This window comes from Xenorhabdus bharatensis (assembly GCF_037996705.1).
Classification (GTDB): Bacteria; Pseudomonadota; Gammaproteobacteria; order Enterobacterales; family Enterobacteriaceae; genus Xenorhabdus; species Xenorhabdus bharatensis.
Map to the genome: position 1 here is coordinate 122,587 of NZ_JBBMXG010000014.1, position 21,507 is coordinate 144,093.

19 protein-coding genes and 6 pseudogenes are annotated in these 21,507 nt (G+C 40.3%); 11 read left to right on the forward strand and 14 right to left on the reverse strand.

Translation table 11 applies throughout. The features are described from left to right. Positions 1-119: 119 nt before the first annotated feature. Positions 120-803, reverse strand: a complete 684-nt coding sequence (locus tag AAC855_RS14340) for an N-6 DNA methylase (protein ID WP_187650627.1) — start codon at positions 801-803, stop codon at positions 120-122. A 103-nt stretch (positions 804-906) separates the two neighbouring features. Then, on the reverse strand, positions 907-1,830 hold the full coding sequence (locus AAC855_RS14345; RefSeq protein ID WP_340610486.1) for a DUF1281 domain-containing protein: 924 nt from the start codon (positions 1,828-1,830) through the stop codon (positions 907-909). A gap of 77 nt (positions 1,831-1,907) precedes the next feature. Here AAC855_RS14345 and AAC855_RS14350 point away from each other — a divergent pair, with 77 nt between their 5' ends. Next, entirely contained in the window at positions 1,908-2,042 is a 135-nt protein-coding gene (locus tag AAC855_RS14350; RefSeq protein ID WP_276511098.1) for a hypothetical protein, read from the forward strand. Here the strand turns inward: AAC855_RS14350 and AAC855_RS14355 are convergent. The 6 genes and pseudogenes from AAC855_RS14355 to AAC855_RS14380 all read right to left on the reverse strand — a co-directional run. Next, positions 2,034-2,189 (reverse strand): annotated as a pseudogene (locus tag AAC855_RS14355) (TA system toxin CbtA family protein); the annotation flags it as partial. The gene AAC855_RS14350 and the pseudogene AAC855_RS14355 sit on opposite strands and share 9 nt — an antisense overlap. 37 nt (positions 2,190-2,226) lie before the next feature. Continuing rightward, positions 2,227-2,769, reverse strand: coding sequence for a hypothetical protein (locus AAC855_RS14360; protein WP_340610488.1), 543 nt, complete (start codon positions 2,767-2,769; stop codon positions 2,227-2,229). Positions 2,770-2,888: 119 nt separating this feature from the next. Then, positions 2,889-3,350 carry an antirestriction protein gene (locus AAC855_RS14365; protein WP_099125555.1) on the reverse strand — a complete coding sequence of 154 codons (462 nt, stop codon included), beginning with the start codon at positions 3,348-3,350 and terminating at the stop codon, positions 2,889-2,891. Beyond that, positions 3,340-3,786, reverse strand: a complete 447-nt coding sequence (locus tag AAC855_RS14370) for an antirestriction protein (RefSeq protein ID WP_340610489.1) — start codon at positions 3,784-3,786, stop codon at positions 3,340-3,342. The genes AAC855_RS14365 and AAC855_RS14370 overlap by 11 nt, the downstream gene beginning before the upstream one ends. Positions 3,787-4,401: 615 nt before the next feature. Next, positions 4,402-4,925: pseudogene (locus tag AAC855_RS21675) on the reverse strand (IS701 family transposase); the annotation flags it as partial. A gap of 130 nt (positions 4,926-5,055) precedes the next feature. Continuing rightward, positions 5,056-5,842, reverse strand: a protein-coding gene (locus AAC855_RS14380) for an IS5 family transposase (protein WP_340610491.1) whose coding sequence is annotated in 2 segments (ribosomal slippage) — positions 5,056-5,584 and positions 5,583-5,842 — 789 coding nt in all. Because the reading frame shifts where the segments join, the coding sequence is not laid out codon by codon here. A gap of 160 nt (positions 5,843-6,002) precedes the next feature. Here AAC855_RS14380 and AAC855_RS14385 point away from each other — a divergent pair. Both AAC855_RS14385 and AAC855_RS14390 read left to right on the forward strand, forming a co-directional pair. Continuing rightward, on the forward strand, positions 6,003-7,136 hold the full coding sequence (locus AAC855_RS14385) for an IS701 family transposase (protein WP_422824391.1): 1,134 nt from the start codon (positions 6,003-6,005) through the stop codon (positions 7,134-7,136). A 12-nt stretch (positions 7,137-7,148) separates the two neighbouring features. Then, a complete protein-coding gene (locus AAC855_RS14390; protein ID WP_340610493.1) occupies positions 7,149-7,286 on the forward strand; it encodes a hypothetical protein in 138 nt (45 codons plus the stop codon). Here AAC855_RS14390 and AAC855_RS21680 read toward each other — a convergent pair. Then, positions 7,264-7,398, reverse strand: a pseudogene (locus AAC855_RS21680) (transposase); the annotation flags it as partial. The gene AAC855_RS14390 and the pseudogene AAC855_RS21680 overlap by 23 nt on opposite strands. A gap of 1,236 nt (positions 7,399-8,634) precedes the next feature. On the opposite strand from AAC855_RS21680, the gene AAC855_RS14395 reads away from it, so the two are divergent. From AAC855_RS14395 to AAC855_RS14420, 6 genes are read left to right on the forward strand one after another with little or no spacing between them, the layout of a single operon-like run. Next, a complete protein-coding gene (locus AAC855_RS14395) occupies positions 8,635-9,837 on the forward strand; it encodes a multidrug effflux MFS transporter (protein ID WP_340610494.1) in 1,203 nt (400 codons plus the stop codon). 2 nt (positions 9,838-9,839) lie between these two features. Beyond that, positions 9,840-10,778, forward strand: coding sequence for a beta/alpha barrel domain-containing protein (locus tag AAC855_RS14400; RefSeq protein ID WP_340610495.1), 939 nt, complete (start codon positions 9,840-9,842; stop codon positions 10,776-10,778). Beyond that, a complete protein-coding gene (locus AAC855_RS14405; protein WP_340610496.1) occupies positions 10,775-11,530 on the forward strand; it encodes a hypothetical protein in 756 nt (251 codons plus the stop codon). The genes AAC855_RS14400 and AAC855_RS14405 overlap by 4 nt, the downstream gene beginning before the upstream one ends. Further along, positions 11,527-13,692, forward strand: a complete 2,166-nt coding sequence (locus AAC855_RS14410) for an isocitrate/isopropylmalate family dehydrogenase (protein ID WP_340610497.1) — start codon at positions 11,527-11,529, stop codon at positions 13,690-13,692. Before AAC855_RS14405 ends, AAC855_RS14410 begins: the two co-directional genes overlap by 4 nt. Then, on the forward strand, positions 13,692-14,366 hold the full coding sequence (locus AAC855_RS14415) for an RraA family protein (protein ID WP_340610498.1): 675 nt from the start codon (positions 13,692-13,694) through the stop codon (positions 14,364-14,366). Before AAC855_RS14410 ends, AAC855_RS14415 begins: the two co-directional genes overlap by 1 nt. Further along, on the forward strand, positions 14,363-15,244 hold the full coding sequence (locus tag AAC855_RS14420; RefSeq protein ID WP_340610499.1) for a DUF6282 family protein: 882 nt from the start codon (positions 14,363-14,365) through the stop codon (positions 15,242-15,244). The genes AAC855_RS14415 and AAC855_RS14420 overlap by 4 nt, the downstream gene beginning before the upstream one ends. A 148-nt stretch (positions 15,245-15,392) precedes the next feature. Here the strand turns inward: AAC855_RS14420 and AAC855_RS14425 are convergent. Further along, positions 15,393-15,701: pseudogene (locus tag AAC855_RS14425) on the reverse strand (IS5 family transposase); the annotation flags it as partial. Between the two features lie 62 nt (positions 15,702-15,763). Between AAC855_RS14425 and AAC855_RS14430 the strand changes: the two are divergent. Then, positions 15,764-15,946 (forward strand): annotated as a pseudogene (locus tag AAC855_RS14430) (IS1 family transposase); the annotation flags it as partial. A gap of 244 nt (positions 15,947-16,190) precedes the next feature. Here AAC855_RS14430 and AAC855_RS14435 read toward each other — a convergent pair. After that, positions 16,191-17,230: pseudogene (locus AAC855_RS14435) on the reverse strand (IS630 family transposase). An 809-nt stretch (positions 17,231-18,039) separates the two neighbouring features. On the opposite strand from AAC855_RS14435, the gene AAC855_RS14440 reads away from it, so the two are divergent. After that, positions 18,040-18,786, forward strand: coding sequence for an SDR family NAD(P)-dependent oxidoreductase (locus AAC855_RS14440; protein WP_340610501.1), 747 nt, complete (start codon positions 18,040-18,042; stop codon positions 18,784-18,786). A 40-nt stretch (positions 18,787-18,826) separates the two neighbouring features. On the opposite strand, the gene AAC855_RS14445 is transcribed toward AAC855_RS14440, so the two are convergent. The 3 genes from AAC855_RS14445 to AAC855_RS14455 form a co-directional block, all read right to left on the reverse strand. Continuing rightward, positions 18,827-19,615 carry a sulfite exporter TauE/SafE family protein gene (locus tag AAC855_RS14445; RefSeq protein WP_340610503.1) on the reverse strand — a complete coding sequence of 263 codons (789 nt, stop codon included), beginning with the start codon at positions 19,613-19,615 and terminating at the stop codon, positions 18,827-18,829. 3 nt (positions 19,616-19,618) lie between these two features. Then, on the reverse strand, positions 19,619-20,524 hold the full coding sequence (locus tag AAC855_RS14450) for a TauD/TfdA family dioxygenase (RefSeq protein ID WP_340610505.1): 906 nt from the start codon (positions 20,522-20,524) through the stop codon (positions 19,619-19,621). Positions 20,525-21,245: 721 nt separating this feature from the next. Beyond that, on the reverse strand, positions 21,246-21,507 hold a 262-nt coding region (locus AAC855_RS14455), incomplete at its 5' end, for a transposase (RefSeq protein WP_340610506.1).

The window sequence follows — 21,507 nt, forward strand, 5'->3', positions numbered from 1 at the left end:
CGCTGAAACAAGGCGAAACTCTTTTTGCGAAAATGAAAATTGTTTGTATGACTTACCCTTAAACGTAAAAAAGCGCCCCGAAAGGCGCAGTAGTGAAACAAAGAAGATGCAAACAGAAATCAGGCCGCGTGTTCATAGGCCTGCAAACGCTGCGACCAGTTGCCCAGATAATGAGCCGGTGTGTAGCGTGTCCGTTGGCTGCCGGGATCCTTCAGCACATCACCAATCGTGACCGCTGCCGGAATACCGGTCAGGGAAAGCTGGATATAGGCCATCACTGCCGCCAGCGGGTCAATATCAATCGCAGACACCCACATACTGGACAACGGATCATGTCCCTGCTCTCTTAATACCTCCGCGGCGGCCAGCATCATACAGGCCGCACCACAGCAAGGTTCGTGGAAGGTGACAAAGGGTCGGGTCTGCAACAAGTCAGACACCTCATGCAATTGCAATTGTGCCATGACTCTGGCCACACTCCAGGGCGTAAAGAACTGCTGAAGTTCCTTATTGCCCAGCTCCAGTTGCATAAACACGCTGCCGAGAAAATCACCGGGTGCTTCCGACAATGCCAGCACGGTCATCGAAAAAAGTTCCACAATCCGGTCAATATCTTCCCGTTCGTATTTGTTGATGGTTTTCAGATAGAACTGCTCGAGTTCCTCACTGAAACAGTATTTATTGTGAATGGCCGCCATCGCACAGTTGCAAAAATCCTGAAAAACCCGATAACGGTTACGGGAACGGGCGGTTTGTTTAAACAACGAAATAAAGTCTTTCTGGTAGTCCGGACAAGAAGCCATGGCATGTTTTCCTGATAAAAAAAGGAAAACACGCCCCGGAAGGGGAACGTGTTTCCCCTTTCGGTTGATGTGAAGATAAGTGGATACTGCGTTGAACAAAAAGTTACTGCCCGACGGCCATCGCCGGTAGTGCCAGTGCCGGTTCGGTTTTGTCTCCGTTAACCAGATACAGGGCCGGACGGTTTTCGCGCCCGGCCTGCCCGTTATGACTGTCCACATGCTCGCCCTGGTCATAGCAATCGTAACCTTTAAGCTGGCCCGACGGTTCGCTGTACCAGTGGCGGATTTCACAGTCAAATACCGAGGACAGCCCGCCCATCAGTTCCGCCGACGGCGGTACCCATGGAGTGTCAAAACGCACGGTTAAGCTGCTGACATGGCGCCGTTCCCAGCGGACATGATGACCGAACGGCCACTCCAGCCCATAGAGCTCATCGTAGCACTGCGCTGTGGTGGTCATTCCTTTTAATAAACCACTGTTACCGTTAATCTCCGGAGCCAGCCGGGTCGGTCGTATCATCAGCATATCGCAGGGCTGGGCGACCGTCGGGTAAACCGCCAGCTTCTCCCAGCACGCGCCGATATCAAGGTTGTCTGACCAGCTCACCACGCCGAACCAGTCAGTGTACTGACGGGTCAGCAGGCGGGCAATTATGTCACGCGCTGATGCCGGTATAGTCTCCCAGCGCAGCAGGCTTAAACCCGACTGGCGGTAGATACTGTCAATCCGCTTCATATTTTCGGTGGTCAACAACACATTGTCCTGCAACAGCGCCAGCCACTGTTCAAACGCGAGATTCTGCGCGGTCGGCGCTGCCGTTCCCCGAATCAGCTCCGGATACGGCGTGTAAGTGAGGGGTTTGGTGGGTTTCAGTATCCCCGCACAGCCGGCCAGAAACAGGCGCAGGCTCTGCAATACCGCCTGACGGTAACGGGGGAATTCCTCCCCACAGACCCATTGCTGCATGACATCGAGACACACGGATTTGCCGGTGACGTCCAGTTGATTAGTGACCCATTCTGCCATGATTAAGCTCCTTTGATTTTTAAGTTTAAAAACCGGAGAAACTGTTCCCCTACGGGAGTCAGTTCCCCCGATGGGTAATGAAAAAAGGGTTACGATTTGGCTTGCCTGAACAGCATTTCAGCCAAACCGCTGTCAAAAATGACCGTCAGCTCGTCATGTATGCCCAGATACGGTGTATCGGGCATCATTGCCGACGCGTTCAGTCAGGTTAAATCGTATTTATCCACCCGTTCATTGATGGCATCAGACGGCCGGATGCCACTGGCGATAAATTCGGTTACCGTTTCGGTTTCACACAACGCGGTATCGTTCAGGCTCAGATCAGAATAGCGTTTCAGCCGCACGGCGGTAATCACCTGCCAGACGGTTAAACGTCAGGCTTCCAGGGTGACACCATCAAACGCTGACCGTTGCGCTATGCCGGAGAATATCCTGCACTTCGTGATGAGAGTGGTAATCGGGTGAAATCATATGCAGTGACAACAAATTCGCCTCCTGCCACAAAACGTGGGCTGCCTGCGGATCCTGCCAGCTCAGCTCAACGGTGGCCGCTTGACATAACTGCTGTTGTTTTCGTTCCAGTGACAAACGTTCTGACGTCAGTGTAACCGGCTGTGCCCAGACGATCTCGTCATAAAAGCGCCCCCCGAGCACACTGTTATCTTTGGCGTCATATATCATCACGGTCAGGGGAAAAAAAGCGCGTCGATACTGACCCGATGAGATTTCCGGTATCGGCCAGTCACCCAGCAAATGGATGACTTTCAATCGTTGTACCGCTTCGGTGATGGAGGCAGTTTCACACACGGTCAGGATTTCCTCTTGCAGCGATTGCGGTCGGTGAGGATGCTGCATCAGGCCGGTGACCTGCACGGTAAAAATGTCTTCCGGTAATACCTGAGCAGTATTCTCCGGCACGGGCAAAAAAATGGCGTTCATGGTGTTGTTCCTTGATTTGACGTTAAAAAAAGACAACACCCGCCCAATACGGGAAGGTGTTGTCGGCTCCCCGGTCAGGCGCTAAAAATGAGAGTTAACAGCCTCATCGACTGATAACGTCAGTGGTGATGAGGGTTGTTATGGATAAATGACGAGCTGATGATGTCCTCTTTGGGCTGCATCGCCAGTACCGCACGCAGCAGCCCGGTTTCCGGGTGGTGCAGCGCGTATTCCCGCAGTTCGCAGAACCGGAATGCATCGGCATTCGGCTCATCCAGCTCGGCGATACGGGCAAACACAATCGCGGTGACAGCCAGACCAAACGCATCCGCAGACAGCGTGGCCGTCAGTGTCGTCTCCGGCAGATAAACCGAATAGGTTTTTGCCGCGGTGGGGATCATATACGTCAGGGAATCAGACACGTTCCGGCTGCGCCATTGCTCAGGACGATATTCACCACACAACTGTGAGGCCGTATTCGCCAGCAGGAACCCCAGAAACAACCGTTCCAGCGGGGTTTTATCGGGAAACACAACCGACAGGGCCAGGCTATCCAGCAGCATCAGTTCATTATCCGGCATCACGTTCTCCCTTTAAGCCCAGAGCCGCCCGGATACACTGAGCCTGAGGATGTTGCCGCGCATATTCACGCAGGGCGCAAAACCGCTCAGCATATCCGTCCAGCTTCATCAGGTCAGTCAGATAACCCAATACGCTCAGTGTCACCATCAGTCCAAAGGCATCGGCGGAGACTTCACCTTTAAAATCCGTCGTACTCACCTTGATCCCAGCAGACTCCAACCGGGCCGGCACGATATAGGCGATGTGGTCTGACACCTTCCGGTACTGCCATCGGTCACACCGGTCATCGTCACACAGCCCGGCAGCGGCTTTAATGAACGTGTGCTCCAGCAACATCAGTTCCAGTGAATCGGTGTGCGGAAAAATTTCAGCAAAAGGGGATAATTCAGCCGGGGGCACAGTGTGCACCGTGGCCGGGGGAGTATGTTGTTGCATGGTATTCTCCTGATAAAAACAACGGAGAACACCTGACCCAACGGGAAATGTGTTCCCCGTTGGGTGACTGGCCGGTTGGCCATCATGGATAAGATTAAGCGACCTTCATCGCCATCAGACTGACGATATCTGCTTCCAAAGGGGCGCAGATGTACCACACCGTAGTGTACTCCCTTGCAGGCTACGGGAGTGTTGCTGTCGCTGCCCGAAGGTGATCCTCACAAGCGACCGGATCATGGATAAGTCTGACTACGCTAATCAACAGAAATCCTCAGGTCAATGGGTAATTCATTTCCCGGGACAAAAAAATAATGTCAGGAACACGACGGAATTTTTAGGCGTCAGGGAGAGACTGTCAATACGCGGTGACCCATTCAGGCCATGTGGTCTAACACGTTTATGCCCCATTGTGTGTTAGTACTACAATCGTAATGGCTCTGGAATAAGAGGGTTATCCCGGCGACTATAATGACATTGTTGTGCGCGGTATTGATGTCGCCACCGTCAGTCTGGCCAAGATAAAATCTGTTCGACGGTTTCCCTTGTCTTTTTCATCAGTTTTGATAGCAGTGTACGCAGTTCCGATACGCTCAGGGCTATCAGCCCCTCCGGTGTTTTTTTCTCCTGTATCCGCAAAACCGCCAGAACCGCATGGGCCAATAACGACAGCGTAATATGCCGGTACCAACTTTGCCACTGCCGGACCTCGTAGTGATCCAGCCCACACTCACCTTTTGTTTCCTCAAAACCGCTCTCAATTTCCCAACGATATCCAACCGCCTGAACCTGTATCTTGAGGTCAGCCTGATCTCTGCGGGCATACACCACATAGTAAGCCCTTTCTTGCTTTTCATCCCGGCTACTCCGGACCAGCAGATAATAATTATAACGCCGTTCTTCTTCACTTATCTGCAAACGCCAGAGCGGGGCCTGTGCCCAGTCATACCAACGCTCTCCTTTTGTCCCTAGCTACGCAGACTGGGTTTCCCAATCGTCGGGCATCAGACTGGTTGCAATCACGTCCGCTTGGGGATCGCTAATACAAACGGTTGATACCGAGACTCCAGCCAGTATCGCAGGCGACGGTCTTGACTATAAACCGTATCGGCGTTCACTCATCTACAAGGGACACCAGCATCTGCAGGGCAAGCTGGGAGTTAGTTCACGAACCCGGATACGCAACTGCAGACGCTCCGTGTCGACCGGCCGCCTGCTTTAGGATGTCTTTTTCCATTTCTAGGCGTTTTCCCTGTTTTTCTAAGAGCCTGTTCAGAGTCTTTTCAATAAGATAACCAAAAAGGCTAAATTGATCATTTGTAAACTAGTATTGAGTTTCCGTTCGCAGTTCTTCCAAAGTCGTCTGTACTTCTCTAACCAGCCGAATAAGCGCTCAACGACCCAACGTTTGGGGAGCACAACAAATGCCTGTAATTCAGAGTGTTTGGCAATTTTAACAGATACACCACACAGCAATTTGACCGCCAGAGCAAACGCATCTCCCGTATAACCACCATCGGTCATAAGACATTTGACTCGTGCCAGTTGACGGTGATGTTCAGCTAACGCATCCAGTGCCCCTTCCCGATCGGTCACATTGGCTGTCGTCACGGCCACTGCATGGGGAAATCCTTGGCTATCTACCACAAGGTGCCGTTTTATTCCCGAGATCTTTTTCCCCGCATCATAACCTTTACACTGGGCTGTATCGCTGTTCTTCACACTTTGTGCATCAACAATTAAAAATGTGCTCAGCGCATCACGGCCTGTTTTTTGTCTGGCCTTTTGTACCTGATTTTTTTAAAGCCTGCTCCAGAAGACTACCGAATTCACTGGGTTCACTCCAAATCTGATAGTAATAATGGACAGTGCGCCATTTGGGAAAATCAGATGGCAGCATGCGCCATTGACATCCACTTTTCAGCAAGTAGAGGATGGCACAAAAAACCTCGTAAAGTTCGATTTTACGAGGTGCCGTTCGTTTACGGGCTTGTTCAAACAAAGGAAGTATTCGTTCAAACTGCTCTCGGGTGATGTCACTTGGGTAGCCTTTTCTCATCCGTAAATTATCAGGGTTCAATGGGTTTTAGTAAAGACTCTGAACAAGCTCTAATACTACAGTCGTAGCCCACATTGTGTCATGATAGCTATCTTCTTTCTTCCTCATCCTAAGGGAGGTGCCCTTGGCCTCACCTGTCAATCTCTGGGAATAGGCGCTTCTGCGGGCTCATTCCCGTCTGCTCCCACTATTTTGCTCTGCCAGTTCTCAGCAACGTTGTCTGGCGTATCTTCGTGGGTTACTCAGCGATGTTGAACGTAAAAACGGCTGGCAACTGGCTGAATGGCTGGGTGAACGCTCATCGCATGGCATTCAAGATTTTCTGGAACGGGCCCATTGGGATGCTGAAGCCGTCCGCGATATCTTACGTGATTATGTCACCGCACATTTGGGGGATGAGCAAGGTATCCTCATTATCGATGAAACCGGTTTTATCAAAAAAGGGACGCATTCTGCCGGCGTGCAGCGTCAGTATAGTGGAACGGCGGGACGGATTGAAAATAGTCAGATAGGGGTTTTCCGGTGTTACGCCGGCAACGGCGGTCATGCCTTCATTGATCAGGCTTTATATCTGCCTAAACAGTGGACGGCGGATCGCCCCCGCTGTGACGCCGCCGGCATGCCTGACTCGGTCAGTTTTGCGACGAAACCCCAACTCGCCCGGCACATGCTGGCGCGCGCATTCAAGGCCAATATCCCCTGTCGCTGGGTCACCGCTGATGCGGTCTATGGACAGGATCGTCGCTTGCGATGCTGGCTGGAATCTCAGCATCAACCGTTTGTCTTAGCGATCCCCAAAAATGAGCGCCTCTGGTGGCAAACACCGCACTACACCCGAGCAGACACCATTGCAGCCAGTCTGACCGCTGACGACTGGGAAAAACAGTCAGCCGGGCTGGGAACAAAAGGCGAACGTTGGTATGACTGGGCACGGATCCCGCTCTGGCGCTTGCAAGTGAGTGAAGAGGAACGGCGTTATGGCCATTATCTGCTGATCCGGCGTAACCGGGATGAGAAGCAGGAACGGGCCTACTATGTTGTCTATGCTCTTAAAGAGCAGGTCGTTCTTAAGACGTTAATTCAGGTGGCCGGACATCGCTGGGAAATCGAAAGCGGTTTTGAGGAAACAAAAGGGGAATGCGGTCTGGATCATGACGAAGTCCGGCAGTGGCACAGTGGGTATCGGCATATTACGTTGTCATTATTGGCGCATGCGGTTCTGGCGGTTTTACGGATACAGGAGAAAAAAAACGCCGGCGGGACTGATAGCCCTGAGTGTAGCGGAACTGCGTAAGCTGCTGTCAAAATGATGGAAAAGGCAGGAGAAACGAAAGAACAGATTTTATTTTGGTCAGGCTGGCGACGACGACATCAGTATCGCGCCCAACAATGCCATTATCGCCGCCGAGAGGAATATCTGATCATGGAACAGTTACGACTGTAGTACTAAGGCTTGTATCTAGCGTTGTTCGGGCGTCAGTACTTTCCTGACCAGCGTTATACTGGCGAACCCATTTTTCCAGCGTACTGGTATTGATCCCCAATGAACGGGCGACATCGACAGCCCGTTGTTGATGGAGAGTAACCTATTGAACCGCTTCCAGCTTAAATTCAGCTGAATAGTGGCGTTTGGTGAGTTTCACTTTCATTGTCACACCTTATTGTCATTTGATTAACATTAACGGGCTTTTGAGGTGTCCGGAATTATCATGTCACTACAGGCGGTATCATGACAGCGCTACCTTGCAGAGATGTGCTGTGTCTATATTTCACTCAATTTTGTAGCTGTGGAAAGTTTTTAGAGATTCCCTGAAGTATGAAAGGTCAGCCTGCCTTCATGATTCATGCTGGTAAGTCAGCTTTCGAGAATATTATATTTAACGAAAATCGACGAATTGAATACGTGATGTTGGATTTATTTGTTTTTTATATATTATTTGTTATTATTGCATTTGAGATAATATTATTTACTTTTAATTTTAAAAATATTAATTTTGTAATATTAACTATTTTAAATAATAAAAACAGATATTATTTTTATTACCAGTTAAATTCTGATTGATTTTTTATTATTTTTTAGATGTTTATTCTGGGAATTGCATTTTATTAACTTATTTATTTTTTAAATTTGATGTGATTTTGTTTTTGTTTGATCTATAGGTGGCTTAATGTTATTTTTATTTGGTTTTTCTATGGATGATTTTAACAACAAGGATGGTTTATGAAAATATCCTCTCATGTCAGAAGTAATTTATCTTGATGGATTTTCATTTCTTAATGACTTTTCATTGTAGTGGCTAATCTATTTTTATTAATGTGAAGGCTTAATTATATAACATGTTCCACTTGTATCATGTTGTTTTTTGGGGTGAGTAAAGGTTCTTATACATTTGGCCCATAAATCATTAATTAATAAAATTAAATTTTAGATGATAATATAGAAAATGGTTTTTCATATACTAATTTGGGATAGTTTTATCATAAATTTTTAAGGTGGTAACTTTAGTCTTTAAAAGTTAGATATAATTCATTTTATGAATGTTTTTTAATATTTATCTTCCGATTAACATTAAATAGTTATAACTAACTACTGGCATGGATTTTCATAGGTGTGTATGTGAATATATTTTTTTCATAAAATAGAAAGCATGAATATAATAGGATAGGATAATATATTGAATATATATATTTTAACTCTATATGAGCAAGTTTAATTTTTTATTAAATTAATATAATATATAAATTTTGTAATAATTCATTACGAGATATTTTTATTGTTTGGTTGAGTTTTTATGATAAGTAAAATTTCAGGTGTGTTATTTGTCATTTTAATAACCTTTCTTTCTATGGGGGGATTAATTTCATCAGATATATTTCTCCCTGCATTGAATGAAATGAGTGACTACTATGATGTGAGTGAATCTAATGTGCAAAGTGCTATAGGAATTTTTTTATTTGGCATAGCTTTTTCCCAACTTATTTATGGTCCTTTGAGTGATTGTTTAGGTAGAAAGAAAATTCTAATTTTTGGAATGATTATATGGCTGATATCAACTATTGGGATCTTGTATACTACACATATTAGTGAATTATTACTATTACGTTTACTTCAAGGAATAGGAGCTTGTGCTGGTATTACATTAAGTCGCGCCATCATTAATGATTTAATGGGTAAAGAAGAGGCAGCTAATTTGTATCTGATAATTTTTCCTTTCGTGGGAATGTCACCAGCAGTGGCACCAATGATCGGTGGATTATTAAACGAACACTATGGCTGGAAAGCTTGTTTTTTATTCCTTATTTTATTTATAACTATCATTATTATATTGTGTTTATTAGTATTGAAAGAATCATTACCAATAGAAAAGCGTCAAAAGTTGAATGTTGGATGCGTATTTAATAATATTTATAATGTTTTTATAAATAGAAAATTTCTTTACTATGCTTCGATACCTTGTTTTGCTTACACGGCATATTTTTCTTATCTGATAGAATCACCTTTTATTCTTACAACTATGGGGTTACCAGAAAAATACATTGGTTACAGTTATATCACGCTGTCTTTTAGTTATGTATTAGGTAATATTACCGCTAAGAAATTAATGGGTCGCCGGAGTATAGAAAAAACAATTCATTATGGCTATATATTTTTTACCACTGGAAGTATTGCTTTTACAGTACAAATGCTTTTAAGCCCTTGCCCATTATTAACTTCAATATTGACAGTCTCGACATTAACTTTTGGTAATGGTTTTTTGCTTCCGCTTGGTACAGCATCGGCAATTTCCACTAATACTCAAGTCGCAGGAACCACTTCCGGTGTGATGGGAACATTGCAATTAGGTAGTGCAGGATTAGCTTCACTTTTTATTGGTTATATATCTCAACATGAGCCTATGAAAGTGGCAATGATTATCACGATTGTTGCTCTTGTAGGTAATGCAATTTATTTATTTGGATATAAAAAACTAGCAATTATAACTAACAAGGAATAAAAATGGTTAATAATATAGATGTAACATTACGTGATGGCGGATACCTAAATAATTTTAATTTTACAACAGAATATGCAAAAAAACATGTTAAGTCCCTGACTCAAGCTGGTGTCGAGTGGTTCGAAATTGGTTATCGTAATGGATCTTTTAAACCTATTTCAAATATTGGTATAACCGGTATATCTCCAGATAGTTACATTAGTGATATTCATCAGGCAGTACCAGAAGCAAAATTGGTAATCATTGCCCACCCACATAATATTAATGCTAATGATATTTATGCAATGAAGGCGAATGGTGTTAGTTTGCTTAGATTATGTATTAAAATAGACAACCCACAACCATGTTTAGCATTATGCGAAATCGCTCGAGCAGCCGGAATTGTAGTGAGTATTAATTTTACACGAGTAAGCCAGATTTCTGTAAATAAGATTATCGAAACTATTAGGCTATGTGAACAGGCTGGTGCTGACATCATCTATCTAGCAGATTCAAATGGAAGTTTATTCCCAGATCAAGTATCACAATTATTTCATAGTATAAAAACCATTACTCAATTGCAATTAGGATTCCATCCTCATGATAATTTAGGACTAGCTACATCGAATAGTATTGAAGCTATGAAAGCCGGAGCCAACTTTATTGATAGCTCTTTATCTGGAATGGGGAAAGGGGCTGGAAATCTCAATTTAGAAAGCTGGCTTTCATTTCTCAATCTGAGTCAGGGGATTCAGAAATATAACCTTGAATACGTATTTGAACAATGGAATGAACTGCAATCTCATCATTGTTTTACTGCATCTAAACGCGATATTATTGATGTAATGATGGGAATATATAATTTGAGCGTGGAAAATAAAACAGCTCTTGAAGAAGAATTACATAATGGAATTAATTATGCATTTCAGTTTATTAAATCTTTGCGTGGAGCAACGGTGTGACACCGTATAATAAAACCAGATATTTCAGCCTCGAAGCAGTAATTCTTTCTCCAATAATGCCACTTTGGGATCATGGGAATTTTTGTTCATCCTTAACTTCATTGTTAGAGAATATGGGATATAAGGTATCTATTATTGATACATTATCCCTAATTAACCCTGTTAAACTCAATTTTATTGATCCTGATGATGCTATTGATATTATTGAACATGAATTAGTTCAGCGTTTTTCCAAACCTTATCTACTTATTGGCTTTGCGATGGCTGGTACTTTGGTACAGTTACTTGCACCGCGTTTAAATGAGTTAACAGGCGTAATTTCAGTGAGTGGTCCTGGGTATGCAGATATATTACTTAGTAATAGATTAGGACAATTGATAACATTATTGAATGAAAATCAGCTGAATGAAGCAATCTCAGTATTGCATGACTTTGTTATTCCTAAAGGTGGAACTCCACTTCCCCCTATGTCCGATATACCAAATCATTTAAGAGAAATTGCTCAGAGACGTTTAATAGTAGGGTTCTCATTACTGCTACAATTGGATGCTAGAGCAACATTATGCAATTACAAGGGAAAATTCTTGAGTATAGTGGGTGAATGTTCACAACTAGCCACTGTGTGTAATCAAGTGCTGAGTGCTAATCCCATGCATTGTTTTGTTGTTGTAGACGGAGCAGGAATGAGGCCTTGGGATGATAAACCGAAATTTGTTAACAATATGATTAAAGATTGGCTCAGAATATTATGAATAAAAAAATTCTTGTTTTACCAGGAGATGGTATTGGTCAAGAAGTATGTGATGCTGCTCTACCTGTATTCAAAGCCTTAGAGCTTCCTGTTACATTAACAATAGGCAATATTGGTTGGACTTGTTGGGAAAGAGAAGGTAATCCTGTACCTGAAAGTACTTGGGAACAAATATCTTCAGTTGATGCTGTATTGCTTGGGGCCATTACTAGTAAAGGCAAAGAAGAGGCTCTACAGGCACTTCCATTATATCTTCGCGAAAAAGCAGGAAATTATGTATCACCCGTGATCCAATTACGTCAACGTTTGGGGTTATACGCAAATATTCGACCAGTACGTTATATCGAAGGGGAACGTAAACCTTTTCGATGTTGTGTTATTAGAGAGAATACAGAAGGATTATATGCGGGATTCGATTTTAAAGGAATTCCCACTACTATAGCAGATTGGTTAACTCACCCTAATATAGACAAATATGGCCCTGAAGAAGTGGGATGGTCAGTCCGCTTGCAAACACGCTTTGGTTTGGAGCGGTTGTTTACTACTGCTTTTGAGTATGCGAAGGAAAATAATTACACACGTGTAACTTTTGCTGATAAACCAAATGTTATGAGGGAAAGTGGGCATTTTGCAAAAGTTATTTTTGATACTATTGCAGCAAACTACCCAGAAATAAAAGCAGATATTCACAATGTAGATGCAGTAGCGCTGTGGCTAGTAAAAAAGCCACATGAATTTGGCATCATTGTTGCTGAAAATATGTTCGGGGATATTCTGTCGGATTTGGCTGCAGGAGTTATGGGCGGACTTGGTTTAGCACCTAGCGCTAATATAGGTAGCGATATTGCTTACTTTGAACCAGTTCATGGTAGTGCACCTAATATGGCCGGTAAAAATAAAGCCAATCCGGCAGCAATGTTTTACACAATAGCACTGCTATTAGAACATATTGGCTTCTCTGATGCAGCCATAAAAATTAATCAAGCGGTAGACAGTGTAATACGTGAAGGGCGAACCGTAACTTATGATCTGGGAGGAAATGCAACAACCCAGCAAATGGCACAGGCTATTATTCATACTCTGAGGAAAGAATATACCAACAATTTTGCGTCGATTATTACAATTGGTAATGAACTCCTGAGTGGTCAATATTTAAATACAAATCTTCAGCATATTAGTAATTATCTCCTAAAACAGGGGTATAAGATAAAACAGCATCAGGTTTGTGCAGACGATATACACCAAATTGCTACATCAGTAATTCGTAGATTGGGGCAAGATGCGCTTATTGTTGTATGTGGTGGACTTGGTCCTACGCCAGATGATAAAACCCGTGAGGCTATAGCTAGAGTAGCAGGACAGACTTTAGAAATGCGGGACAATATCTGGGTGGGAATACAGCAACAGTTAAAAAAGTTAGGTGTATATTGTGACTCTTCGGATCAAGTTCAGGCAATGTTTCCAACCAGTGCAAATATTATCCTCAATGTTGCGGGAACAGCCCCTGGTTTTAGTCTTAATGTGGATGGGAGCAAAATAGTCGTGCTACCTGGCCCACCTTCTCAGATGCAGCTAATGTTGTCAGAAGAATACTCGATTTCACCGGCGGTTGGAGCAAGGGAGTTAAACTACCAATGGACATTGATCGGTATTAGTGAAAGCAAGGTAGGTATGTTGGTGAATTCATTTTTCGACGATGTTGAATGCGATATCAATTATCTGTGGAAAGCCCCTTATGTAATAGTACAAGTCACTACTCCTGCAGACCTTCCTCTTTCTGAGCAGAAATTAACTGACTTTGGTTTTATGTTTGATGGAAAATTGGTTAGCAACTGCCAAACAACAGCGATGGAAAAACTCAAGGAAGAATATTGTATTGATTGGTGTACAGATGATGCTGAATTACAGGAGTATTTACGTATTGAGTACCCAGTGAATTATACTCAAAAGCCCCTTTCAGTGAGTGTTACGGCCTCTCCTTCTATACAGACATTTTTGCTTGATGGAGAAATATTAGGAAAAATGACTTTAACAACCATAGATAATGATGGATGTGAGCACTCTATAAGTTTTCCGTGTAATAAATTACTACTCAGACAAGTCATAGCCGAATATGCGGCATGGAGTGTCATGTGTGCCCGGACATCCAAGGATGAAATCTAATGAAAACTACACAATTTGAGCGAATCAAAGAACGTTTAATGGCGCTGGACAGTGCAGCTATATCGGATGCAATGGATAGTTTATATATTCCCACAGGGTTGGCTGGAATTGTGCCACGTAACTCTGGAATTAAAATGGCTGGGCCTGCGTTTACCGTACGCTATGAACCTATTATTCCAGAGCAAGGTAGGTTTCTTAATGCTGGAAACTATATTGATGAAGTACCTTCTGGATACGTAGTAGTAGTTGATAATCAAGGACGTACAGATTGTACCAGTTGGGGGAATATCCTGACGTTTAAGGCTATACAAAAAGGAATCGCTGGTTCTGTAATTTATGGTTCAGCTAGAGATTTATCTGAGGTACGCAGACTGGCATATCCTTTATTTACGACTGGGGTTTACATGGTATCTGGAAAAAATCGGGCTCAAGTTGTAGAAATACAATGTACTCTGAACATTGGAGAAGTAATGATATCTCCTGGAGACTGGATTTTTGCTGATGATAATGGTGCGTTAGTCATTCCACAGCAACATTTATTGACAGTTATAGAACGTGCTGAAAATGTTGATAAAACTGAGCAAGCCATAATTGAGGCAATAATTAATGGGGAGGATTTGGTCTCTGCTCGTGAAAAATTGGGATATGCTGTGCCTTGGAAGCCTGCATTATGAATAAAAAGTTCATAGAATACTGGGCGAAAAAACTTCATTTTTTGGATGTTCATTATCATGCACGGCCTGATAGTTACATTCGGCGGTATAATGTGCTGGAAACTGGAAGAGAATATGCGCGCCATAATGGCGGCGTTGTACTTAAAAACCATTTGGGGAGTGTTGCTGCTTTATCCTCATTGGCTCAAGAGGAAGGACTTCCAGTTTTTGGTTCAGTTGTTTTGAATGCGGTAGCTGGGGGGTTGGCGCTCAATCCAGTAATCCAGGCACTGAGTCAGTATCAGTTTTATGAAGCGCCTAGATTATTAGTTCATTTACCAACTATTGTTCCAACAGGTCATAAAAGTGTAATGAAACGTGCTTGGTCAAATGCTACAGCACAAACTTTTGCCCAACAATATTTATCTATTGTCGATAACAACGGACGCGTACGTAAAGAACTTCATGAATTAATTGACTTTGCACAGCAGCATAATGTTGTTTTGTCATCGGGTCATGCTTCTGGTTATGAAATTATGCAACTTATTGATGTGATTATTGCCAAAGGTGGTTGTAAGTTTATGCTTAACCAACCAGCTAGTCCGATGACGGGTTTAAAGTTTAAAGATATTAAAGAGTTGGGTGTTTATGAATGGCTCTATGTAGAACAGACAGCGCTGACAGTTTATCTCGGTTATCAGACAATTGACGATTTTTTTGAGGTATTATCAGAAGTAAATAATGTAGTTTATAGTTCTGATCTTGGTCAGCCATCACAACCAGATATTGAACAGTGGTTGAGTGATAGCCAGTGTTGGTTTAAAACAGCTGGTCTTAGTGAATCACGTATCCGGGATATATCTTTATTGAATCCGTTGCGAATGTTAACTCCTAATTAATCGGAGTTTTATCTAAGCCGTCACTAATTAATGACTCATGAACAGGAGAAATTTAGTGACGGTTAATGAGATGGTTCCCCTCACTCTAACGGCAGTATATTAGCAGGGTGATTATCTTTGATTAGAGGCTACCATCATGAATACCACCACACTGATTGGCATCAATCAGTAACCACTCGAAATCGGGGTCATTCACCAAGTGTTCAAGCAGCTTTTCCCATATTCCTTTATCTCTCCAACGGCAAAAACGGCGGTGGGTATTTTTCCAATCACCATAATCAGTATGCAAATCTCGCCAAGGTGCGCCTGTCCGTAAAATCCAAAATACCCCATTGATAAAACGCCGATTATCTTCAGCGACACGCCCCCAAGCACCTTTACGTCCCGGCAAATGAGGTTCAAGTAGATCCCAAGCGCGATCTGAAATATCGTGGCGGCGGTGTGCGGGTGTACTCATGATTAATCGACTTTTGTAATGGAATAATGGGACATCATTATTGCACAAAATTATTCATGACGACACTACCTAAGAAAAAACACTTCACGGGAAAGAAATTTACCCTACGTATCGAGAGAACGAATCTTACGCTTCGTATCCGGATAAAGAGGCTGAATAGAAAGACAATAGGTTATTCCAAATCCGAAGAGATGCATGACAAAGTGGTCGGTACGTTCATTGAGCGTGAATACTATCTTTCATAACAGATCTAACTATTGGGAGCATGACCGAAAATTTTCTACTCCATTAGATCAAAGTGTTCTTAACAGAATGGATTATACCACTAGGCAGTTTATCTACTAGCGATGAAATACAAAGCAAAAAAAATCGTTTTATATCCATCGTCATTCACTTTCCTATTAATTTAATACGAAGTATATACCATGCATTATGTAATAAATATCAATATAATAAATACATACCAACCTATAGCTAATAAATAAGCTTTCATAATAACGATACACTCATTTTTCTCACTCCCGGCTGTTGCCCTGATGAAAAGGCGGTCATAAATTCTTCAACGCACACTAAGAGTTGCCACATATACTGACAGCAATGATTCCGTGTGACGGTTTCATGCAAAGATTGCCACAAGCGTTCAATCTTATTTAGCCATGGCGAATAGACCGGTAAAAATAACAGGTTAAATTGAGGATTTTGTTTTAGCCATTCCCTGACTTTCTGGCTTTTGTGAATACCATAATTATCTAAAATTAACGTGATACTTTTGGCTTGGCGATACTGACGATTAATTTTATCTAACATATTGATAAATAGATCAGAGTTTTTCTTTATACCACAGACATTGGTCACTTGACCTGTTCGTACCTCAAGGCAGCCTGCAAGGTAGTGCTTTTGATTTTTCCCCGGTGTCATCACGCGTTTTTGTTGTCCTTTTAGACACCAGTCTGCCCCGATTTTAGGATTCAGATCGATATCAACTTCATCTTCATAAAAAACAGGATGTTGCTCTGATACGTTGGCTAAGGCTTCGGTGATTTTTGCCATTTTTTCGTCATATTCAGGATCAAACTTTTGACGGTAGGAACCGCTCTTCGCCAGATAATACCCACCTGACAAAAGTAACGATACAGGGTACTTTTTGACAGTAATAAACCTAATAATTCATTGATTATCTGAGTGATAAGTTCAATACTCCAACGTGAACGCAAACAGCCAAAATCTTGCGGGGAGTGTGATAATAAGAATGACAGAAAGCTAAAAATCGGGGCTAAATTCCATCGGGCAGGCCTTCCTCTTGGTAAGCTTTTTAACCCTTCCAGCCCATATAATGTTAACCAATTTATCCAACGATGGACGGAAGAACGTGAGCAATGAAGGGTTCTGGCGATATGAGAAACGGTCTGACCTTCATGTAACATTAAGAGTGCCATGAGTCGGCGAGCATAATCTTTATCCCGGGTTTTATGAATAAATTTTTTCATCTGACGTCGTTCACTTCGGGGAATTGGTGCTATGATCCGCATCACTCAGTCCATTTTGGGATTTTTTTGATTTGGCGATTAATCAGATCGCAAAAATTGGACTGAGTTCCCTCCAAGTGATCTACTATTTTGAAAGCTTATTTATAGGCGCAGCTTGATTTTACCAATACTTAAATTTTAAACACTCGATTAAATCCAATTAAAATCAATTAAATAATTAATCCACTGCAATTAAAATTAACAAAAAACATCAATATAAAAAACCCCAAAAAATAACAATAAACCTCAAAAAAATAAACACAATTAACAATAAATAAACAAATTTATTTTTTAATAAAAACTTTAGTGAAAAAAATAATAATATTGAACTTATTAATGTAAATGACTGTTACATGTGATAAAATCAATGACACTTAGGGAAAATAAAATCGCATTGAAACCATCGCCGTGGTTAGCAATTTATTTTAAATAACCTGAGATAAGGGCGAGAGACGACAAAAACACTATTTTCTATGATAATGTATTTTCTACTTTATGAAACTTATTTTTTTAGTAAGGTTGATTAATTCTTGTTTTCTCTCGCCCGATCTTATAATTCTTATTATATTATTTTTTATTTCTTCACATATTTTTACTTAATTAAAAAAGTTAAAACTAAGATGATTAAAAAACAACACTAATAATCTCCCATTTACATCCAATTTCACTCACATCATTTTTTATATTTGTAATCTCAGATTATCTTGATGTAAGATACTTCATTAGGAATTAGTTAAATATATCCATCATAATGTATTATCAAGGAATTAATAATATGTTAATTAATTGGAAAATTTCTCAGAGGAGTTAATATGATAGTTATGGTTACCGGTGCTACTTCCGGTTTTGGTGAAGTTATATCCAAAAAATTCCTATCCAATGGGCATAAAGTAATTGGCATTGGTCGCAGGGTTGAAAAATTACTCGAAATTAAAAATGAATTTCAATCTGATTTTCACCCAATTCAACTAGACCTAACAGAAAAAGAAAGCATTATTAACATATTAAATGAAATTCCTGAAGATTTTAAAAATGTTGATATTCTGGTAAATAATGCTGGGCTTGCCCTCGGATTGGAAGAAGCTAATCTATCGGATATTAATGATTGGAATAGAATGATAGACACGAATGTTAAAGGCTTAGTAAACATAACACATTCAATTTTACCTATTATGGTCAATAAAAACTCTGGACATATAATTAACATAGGATCAACCGCAGCAAACTGGCCATACTTAGGAGGAAACGTATATGGAGCCACTAAAGCATTTGTCAAGCAGTTTAGTAGGGGTTTGAGAGCTGATTTATTTGGAAAGAAAATAAGAGTAACTAATATAGAACCAGGATTGGTAAAAGGAACGGAATTTTCTCTTGTTAGATTTAAAGGCAATAACAGCAAAGTAATAAATACATACAAGGATGCAGATGCTCTAACTCCAGAAGATATTGCGGAAAGTGTTTTTTGGGTAAGTAATTTACCAGCTCATGTTAATATAAATGAAATAGAAATGATGCCAGTATGTCAAAGCTTTGCAGGTCTTAATATATATAGAGAATAAGAAAATAAAGTAATTAAAGAGGCATAAGCCTCTTTAATTATTACTTCAATCCTGTTAAAACCAATGTTACCATCATAATAATTACGGTTAATATTAGTATTTTTTTAACTATTTCACCATTTGTTTTTATTGCATGTATGCTACCAATATGATTCCCTAATAGACTAGCAAGTATCATTGGAATACCTATAATAAATGCCATATTCCCAGACACAGCAAAAGCGACAAATGCACCTATATTTGAAGAAAAATTAAAAATTTTTGATGTTGCAGATGCCTTTAATAAGTCCAAATTATTAATTAAACATAAACATATAATAAAGATACTACCAGTTCCTGGCCCAAAAAAACCATCATAAAAACCCACAACGAAGCAAGTTAAAAAGACCACAAATACAGATTTTTTTACTTGAAATTTAATTTCGTCTTTTGAAGATAATTTCCCTTTAAAAAATGCAGCTAACAAACCAAATGGAAGCATCCCTATTATTACATAGGTAATAATTTGGCTAGGTAAATAAATTACTGCCCTAGCACCTATATATGCCCCCAAAAGAGACGATATTATTCCAGCAGGAATTATACCCCATATAATAGACTTGTTTTTTAGAAAGTTTTTAATGGCAGCTATAGTACCAATAGTACTAACTAATTTCTCTTGTCCTAAGGCAAGATGAGGAGGCAGTCCCACCAACATAAATGATGGAATTAATATTAAACCAGCACCACCAGCAATAGAATCGATATAACCAGCCACAAACGAAGCAAGTACTAAAACAAATATTCCTATATATAAATACTCAGAAATTAAACTATTTTCAATAAACATTTATCATCCTGTTACTTTTAAGTGATGATTGCATTCTTGACTTAACAGATATGATTCCTCTGGTTTTTGATAAAGAGCAAACAACCTTAATAACCATCTATCATTGCCATCAAAACGAGGCTGAAACGCATTTCTAGTATGAAGCGTTCTTTGATTGTTAAATATAACAACTTGCCCCGGATTTAATGATAACTCAATCCATTTATTTTTGTCCATTGAAGACTTTCTCAATTTTTCCAATGCATCATTATTTTCTTTTTTTTCTGAGAGAACATTGTGGTAATCAAATCTAGAATAATACTTACCATTATATTCATTTATTAATGGTAAGTTTTCTACCATCTGCGAGCTGCCTTCAAATGAATCAGGTCTTTTTACTATATAATTATGTTCTTTTAACAAATTTATATCCTTTTGAGATAAATCTGTTAGAACGTCGTCAAGTCTTATGATACTTGTAAAAACATTATCTTCTTTTTTCAGACACAATAATGACAATGTATCTGGACATGGAGTATTTTTTAATGAATCACCATTTATCATTAAATCAGGATTGTCTACATGTGGAAAAAAATCATGAAAATAGCCATGAGAACTAACTTGATTTTTTGCACTTTTTTTGGGAGCAACATTCCTTATTAATCTTCCATCATTTTCCCCCTGATAAACAACAGGATACAATCCCAGCTCAATATTAAATTTAATTAAAGAAAGAATTGATTTTTTTATTTCCTTCTCTTCAATATATCCTGTCTCTGTTGGAGTTTCAGGCAAAAATTCATCTATCTCTATATTGCTGACAAAATAATCATTATCATGTAATTCATTTTTGTTCATTGAAAATTCAACAGATTTATTTTTATTCTTCAATAGTTCCATTGATAAATTATATAGTTTATTGTTATCCATTTATGATTGCCTTTTACACTCGGTTAAGAAAATAATAAATAAAGTTAAAATTTCTATTTTTATAGTAACATCATTTAACTTTCATTTAAATATCTTAACAATAAAATTTATCTCATATGATTAATTAAAAATCAAATTAATGCAAAAAACATATAATTTTTTTAAATCAGAGTGTTAATTAACCTTTCTCCTCTATAAAATCATTAATAAAAATTATCACTTAGCATTGATGCATTATTTTTGATGATACTTTGATGTTAAAATAAACCGCTTATTTATTGATCGCTCTTTGAATAATCATCCGTTTTAACATGTCACTACTTCCTACAGTGGTGTATAACTAAAATTAATGCCACCATAAAAAAACAAAATTTAATTATCGAAAATATGACCACCAGTCTCTTGAGGAAAAAGGTACTCCATATATAGAGTAATGATCGTTAGTGGGGTAATAAGGAAGTTTGGTAATTGTCAACACAGTTGCCACTATGTCTATCCGTTATCAGTTTATTATCATGTAGGGTGAGGGTGAACAGCCTTAACCTGTCGACAGGCTAGAGGGCTACGCATAAATGGTTATTAAATATACAAAACTATTATTACTAATTTATAAAAATAGAATACACACATTACGATGCACATAAGACAATAATTTTTCTGTATAAATTAATCTTGAATTTCTATTATTTTCAAATCATGGTGTCTTAGCTTCTATACGCAATTAACTTGAAGATGCAGGAATTAAAGTCTGGAAATTATCGGTCAGCCAGGTAGCTAATTCCTGTCCTTTTTCGGGTAAGGTGACATGAAAAAAATGATGAAGGGTTTTACGGAACGTTTTGGTATCCGGGAAATAGACATTGTTTCGTACTTGCTCATTCGCGTACTTCCATAATCGCTCAATCGGGTTGAGGTTAGGGCTGTAAGGTGGCAGATAATGCCACCTGATATTCAGGACTTCAGCAAAAAATTGTACTATTTCA